Source organism: Actinomycetospora sp. (genome assembly GCF_055612215.1).
In genome coordinates this window covers 1-5,999 of sequence record NZ_JBVPVA010001127.1, presented here as the reverse complement: position 1 = coordinate 5,999, position 5,999 = coordinate 1, and the positions used below count along the sequence as shown (strand labels likewise).

Genomic DNA, 5,999 nt, shown 5'->3' with positions numbered 1-5,999 from the left:
GGCCGCGGCGAGCCGCTCGGGATCCCGGGCGAGGGCCACCACCCGCGCCCCGGCACCGGCCAGGCGTCCCGCGATCTCGCGTCCCAGCCCGCGGCTCGCCCCGGTGACGACGGCGGTGCGCCCGGTGAGATCCGCTGCCTGCACGTTCGCCGAGTTCCCTGGGGTCGACCGGTGAACCCGGACGCCGTTGTCGCACGCGATTGGCAACAGCGACAGACCTGCCGATTCGGCACGAAGGGCAGCACCGGAAACCCTCCGAACGTCGGGGTGATCTCCCCGCTCCGTGGTCGGGATCACGTGCGGGCCCTCGCGGGTGACGCGGAGCACCCCTAGCGTCCGCGCCGGACGACCGACCCGGCGCTCACTGCGGGTCCGCCCGACGACGAGAGGATCGAGATGCAGGTCGACGAGCTGCTCAAGCCGTTCCCGATCAAGGAGTTCCACCCGTTCCCGCGGGCACTGCTCGGGCCCGGCTCGCACGAGATGATCGGGCCCGAGGCCCTCAAGCTGGGCTTCAAGAAGACCCTGATCATGACGTCGGGCCTGCGCGGCACCGACATCGTGCACAAGATCAGCGAGTCGATGAAGTACCACGGGGTGGACACGGTCATCTACGACCAGGTGGAGTCCAACCCCAAGGACTACAACGTCATGGACGCGGTGAAGATGTACCAGGAGAACACCTGTGACAGCTTCGTCTCGATCGGTGGCGGCTCCTCGCACGACGCCTGCAAGGGCGCCCGCATCTCGGTCTCGCACGACGGCCGCAACGTCAACGAGTTCGAGGGCTTCAACCAGTCCGAGAACCCGAAGAACCCCCCGCACATCGCGGTCTCCACGACGGCGGGCACCGGCTCGGAGACGTCGTGGGCCTACGTCATCACGGACACGACGACCGACCCGAACAACCCGCACAAGTACGTCGCGTTCGACGACAACTCGGTCACGAGCCTCGCGATCGACGACCCGGTGCTCTACTACGACTGCCCGATCGACTTCACCGCCCAGTGCGGGTTCGACGTCCTCGCGCACGCCTCGGAGCCCTACGTCAGCCGGCTGAAGTTCGAGCCGAGCCTCGGCAACGCACTGCACGCCATCGAGCTGACCGCGGCGAACCTGCGCGAGGCGGTCTGGAACGGCCAGGACCTCCCCGGCCGCCAGGGCATGATGTACGCGCAGTACATCGCCGCCCAGGCGTTCAACTCCGGTGGCCTCGGGATCATCCACTCGATCTCGCACGCGGTGTCGGCCTTCTACGACACCCACCACGGCCTGAACAACGCCGTCGCGCTCCCTCGCGTGTGGGCGTTCAACATGCCGGTCGCCTACAAGCAGTTCGCCAAGATCGCGGGCGCCATGGGCGTGGACACCACGCACATGACCGACGTGCAGGCCGCGGAGGCCGCGCTCGCCGCCTCCATCCGGCTGCTGCGCGACGTGGGCATCCCGGAGAAGTTCACCGACGTCACCCAGGACTCGTACTCCAAGAACCGCCTGGGCCAGGGCCCGACGAAGTTCTACGAGAACGAGAAGACCATCACGGGCAACGACGCCGACGTGGACCGCATCACCAACCACGTCCTCGGTGACGCCTGCACCCCGGGCAACCCGAAGGAGTGCACCTTCACCACGGTGCGCCCCGTGGTCGACCACTGCCTCAACGGCGACCTGGACGACCTGCTCAGCTAGAGCGCGACGCCCACCCGACCGGTGCCCGGCGTCCCCCGCAGGGGGGTCGCCGGGCACCGGTGCGTTCCCCGCACCGCCAGCAGGAAGGATCCTCGAGTGACCAGCACCTCCGAGCCCGACACGGCCCCGAGCAGCCCGTTCGAGTCCGTGGACGACGTCGTCGAGGCGCTCTCGGCCCAGGGCTACATCGCCGATCGGCGGCTGGCCACGACCGTCTTCCTGCTGACCCGCCTCGAGAAGCCGCTCCTGCTGGAGGGCCCGGCCGGGGTCGGCAAGACCGAGCTCGCGAAGATGCTCGCCGCCGCGACCGGCCGGCGGTTCCTGCGGCTGCAGTGCTACGAGGGCCAGGACGAGACCAAGGCCCTCTACGAGTGGGACTACGGCAAGCAGCTGCTCTACACCCAGATCCTGCGGGAGAAGATCGGGCAGGTCGTCGAGGACGCCCCCGACATCCCCACCGCCGTCGAGCGCATCGGCGCCCAGGACTCCGTCTTCTTCTCCGAGCGCTTCCTCGCCGCGCGACCGCTGCTCCAGGCCATCCGCTCCGAGGAGCCGGTCGTGCTGCTGATCGACGAGGTCGACCGCGCCGACGAGGCACTGGAGGCGGTGCTGCTCGAGACGCTCGGCGAGTTCCAGATCTCGGTGCCCGAGGTCGGGACGTTCGTGGCGGACAACAAGCCCTACGTCATCCTGACCAGCAACAACACCCGCGACCTCGCGGCCGCCCTCAAGCGGCGCTGCCTGCACCTGTTCCTCGACTACCCCACCGCCGAGCGCGAGCTGGAGATCGTCCGGTCCAAGGACACGGGGCTGCCGGAGGCGGCGGCCCGCGAGCTCGTCGAGGTGGTGCGCGGGCTGCGCGAGCTCGAGCTCCGCAAGGCGCCGTCGATCTCGGAGACCATCGACTGGGCCCGCACGCTCGCCGTGCTGGGCATCGACGACCTGAACTCGCAGATCCTCGCCGACACCGTCAGCGTCGTCGTGAAGTACGACAAGGACGTGACGAAGGCGCTCAACGCGCTCCCCGGCCTCGTCGACCCCAACGCGACGATCGACGACGCCCACGGCCATGGCCACGGGCACGGCCACGGGCACGACGGGGACCACGCGCACGACGCCCCGACCAACGGTCGCTCGTCCGGCCCCGCGCCGGCGACGCCGGGTCCGGTGGACGACGACGAGGACGACGGCCCCGACGGCCGGGCGGTCCGGGCGGCGAAGGACCGGGAGGGGCGGCACGCCGGCACCTACGGCGCGCCCGGCCGGGACGCGCAGGAGGCCGCCCGTCGTGCGGAGGAGCTCGGGGTCAAGCCGCGGCCGGTGAGCCCGTCGCAGGGCAGCCGCTCGTTCGGCGGTGGGCTCGGCAAGCGCCGCGCCCTGTAGCCCGCGCCGCTCCCCGAGCCGCCGATCCCGAGAGGAGGCCTCGCGATGGAGGCCACGATCCACCGCTTCGTGCGGCTCCTGCGCATCCGCCAGGTGCGGATCTCCACCTCGGAGGTCCTCGACGCGATGCGCTGCGCCCGGGAGCCGGGAGTGCTCGCCGACCGCCTCACGCTCAAGGCCGCGCTGCAAGTCGCGCTGGTCAAGGACGTCCGGGACCAGGCGACGTTCGAGGAGATCTTCGACGCGTTCTTCGCGCTGGTGAGGATCGGCACGGAGGACACCGGGCACGGCCACGGGCACGGCCACGAGGACCTCTCCGACGACGGCTCCCTGGAGAACTTCACGATCTCCGAGGAGCCCTCGGAGACCCCCGAGCAGGGCCACGACCACGGCAAGCCGGTCGACATCAAGGAGTTCTTCGACCCCGAGGACATGGCGCAGCAGTACAACCTGCACCAGGAGGCCAACAAGATCGACCTCGCGGCGATGACCGACGAGATCGTGTTCTCCAAGGACGGGGCCACCGACCAGACCAACACCGGCGAGAAGGTCCAGATCGAGACCGACCACCTGCACGGGGGCGGCCTCCCCGGCGACATCGCCACGGCGTCGGGCACGAAGGTCGACGCCGACCTCAACGTCGCCCAGCAGGAGGCCCTCCTGGGCTGGCTGCAGGGTGTGGAGAGCGAGGCGGACGGGGCGAACGACGGCGACGAGACCGACGCCATGGCCCTGCGGCGCCGCCTCGCCGGGATGCTGGAGAACCTCCCCGAGGCCATCAAGGCGCACCTCGAGCGGTTGATGGAGATCGAGCAGCGGGTGATCGACGGCGGCCACGCCGACGAGGACGCCCGCAGGGCCGAGGTCGACCGCGCCGAGGAGCACGAGCGCCAGCAGCTCGAGGACTCGCTGCGCCGGCTGGCGAAGACCCTGCACGGCGCCCTGACCCACCGGCGCCGCCAGTCCCCCCGCGGGCGGATCGACGCCGGCCGGACGATGCGGCGGAACATGCGCTTCGACGGCATCCCGTTCACCCCGGTGACGGTCAGCCGGACCGAGGACAAGCCACGCCTGGTCATCCTCGCCGACGTGTCGCTGTCGGTCCGGGCGACGGCCCGCTTCACCCTGCACCTGGTGCACGGGCTGCAGGACATGTTCGGGCAGGTGCGCTCGTTCGCGTTCGTCTCCGAGCTCGTCGAGGTCACCGACCTGTTCGCCGACCACACCGTCGAGGACGCCCTCGGGCTGATCTTCGGCGGCGACATGATCGACGTCGACGCGAACTCCAACTACGGCGAGGCGTTCGGCACGTTCCTCGAGGACCACGCCTCGGCCGTGAACCGGCGCTCGACGGTGATCGTCCTCGGGGACGGCCGGGGCAACGGCAACGACCCGAACATCGAGGCGTTCGCCGAGATCAGCCGCCGTGCCCGCGAGACGATCTGGCTGACGCCGGAGCCGCGCTACTCCTGGGGGCTGGGGGCCTGCGACCTGCCGCAGTACGCCGAGTTCTGCGACCGCATCCGGGTGGTGCGCGACCTCACCGGACTCTCCGAGGTCAGCCACGACATGGTCGCCGAGATGATCGGTCGCTGACGCGCGGTGGAGATCCAGCCGTGACCCTCACCCCGCCCGCGGCCGGCAGCGCCCGCATCGACCCGCTCGCCCCCGCGCACCCCGGGCGCTGGGAGAACGGGCCGGTCGTCGTGTGCCACGTCGACCGGGCGGCCGTGCCCGTGCGGCTGGTCTCGGGTCGCGCGCCCGAGCTCGTCACCGAGCACTTCGAGGTGCACCGGCCGGGCGGGCGGCTGCTGGTCCTGCACCGGTTCCGGCCCGACGAGCTCGACGACGACGTGTCGACGGTCGTCGCCGGCGAGCTCGGCGCGGTGGTGGCGTCCGCACCGATCTTCGAGCGGGTCGTCACCGGGATCGTGCGCTCGACCGTCGGCGACCCGCTGACGGCGTGGTCGACCTTCTACGCGAACTCCCTCGCCGTGCTGCGCCACCCCGAACGGGCGGCCGAGCCGGCCGCGGTGTGCCCTCCGGAGGCCTCGCTGGCCGGCTTCGCGCCGGTGCACGCGCGGGCCCTCGACGAGGTCGTCGGGACGACGGTCGCCGACCTCGGCGCCTGCTTCGGCTTCCTCCCGCTGCTCATGGCCGAGCGGGGCCTCGACGTCGTCGCCACCGACCACACCCCGGGCACGATGCGGCTGCTCTCGGCCGTCGCCCGGAGCGGCGTCGTGCCCGAGGCGGCGTCCCGGCTGCGCACCGCGGCCTGTGACGCGCGGGCGGTGCCGCTCCGCGACGACGCCGTCGACACGGTCACCGCGGTCCACCTGCTCGAGCACCTGCCCGCGGAGGACTCGGTGACCGTCGTCGCCGAGATGTGCCGGGTCGCGCGGCGGCGGGTCGTGGTCGCGGTGCCCTACGAGGACGAGCCGGACCCCGTGTACGGCCACCTCTGCCGCTTCTCCCCCGACGTCCTGACCGCGTTGGGCGACGGCACGGGCGCGCGGTTCCGCGTCGAGGCCGACCACGGCGGCTGGTTGGTGGCCGACCTCGGCTGACGCGCGCCCCGCTCCCGGTGCGTCACTCGTCCGGGCCCTCGAGAACCGACCCCGGTGACCCCGCCCCTCGGCGTCTGGCACCCTGACGCGGCGACCGGCAGTAGTCGTCACCTGGACCGTGCGTGACGAAACGACGGCGGAAGGACCTCGCGTGAGCCGAGGCAGACGGAGTGGTCCCGGCCGGCGGCGCCCGGCCGAGATGCGCCGGCGGGCGGACGAGATGGCCGCGCTGCTGGACGAAGCCGCTCCCCGGGCCGCCCGCGGCCGCCGTCGCCGCGCGACCGCGGTCCCCGCCGCCGTCGCGGCCTTCGGGGCCCTGAGCATCGGCGGCGTGGGCCTCGCCCTCGGCCTGACCCCGAC

General features: G+C 71.9%; 6 protein-coding genes. 5 read left to right on the top strand and 1 reads right to left on the bottom strand.

The window, feature by feature from the left end:
• On the bottom strand, positions 1-144 hold a 144-nt coding region (locus tag AC0CYZ_RS30350), incomplete at its 3' end, for an SDR family NAD(P)-dependent oxidoreductase (RefSeq protein ID WP_472221833.1).
• A gap of 252 nt (positions 145-396) precedes the next feature.
• Between AC0CYZ_RS30350 and mdo the strand changes: the two genes are divergently transcribed.
• The 5 genes from mdo to AC0CYZ_RS30325 form a co-directional block, all read left to right on the top strand.
• Positions 397-1,689, top strand: a complete 1,293-nt coding sequence (gene mdo / locus AC0CYZ_RS30345; RefSeq protein WP_472221832.1) for an NDMA-dependent methanol dehydrogenase — start codon at positions 397-399, stop codon at positions 1,687-1,689.
• Positions 1,690-1,785: 96 nt separating this feature from the next.
• The gene (locus AC0CYZ_RS30340) at positions 1,786-3,072 is read left to right on the top strand and encodes an AAA family ATPase (protein ID WP_472221831.1); all 1,287 of its coding nucleotides are present in this window, start codon (positions 1,786-1,788) and stop codon (positions 3,070-3,072) included.
• Between the two features lie 45 nt (positions 3,073-3,117).
• Positions 3,118-4,668, top strand: a complete 1,551-nt coding sequence (locus tag AC0CYZ_RS30335) for a VWA domain-containing protein (RefSeq protein ID WP_472221830.1) — start codon at positions 3,118-3,120, stop codon at positions 4,666-4,668.
• Between the two features lie 20 nt (positions 4,669-4,688).
• The gene (mftM, locus tag AC0CYZ_RS30330; protein ID WP_472221829.1) at positions 4,689-5,639 is read left to right on the top strand and encodes a mycofactocin oligosaccharide methyltransferase MftM; all 951 of its coding nucleotides are present in this window, start codon (positions 4,689-4,691) and stop codon (positions 5,637-5,639) included.
• A 151-nt stretch (positions 5,640-5,790) separates the two neighbouring features.
• Positions 5,791-5,999: hypothetical protein (locus AC0CYZ_RS30325; protein ID WP_472221828.1), on the top strand; the 209-nt coding region annotated here is incomplete at its 3' end.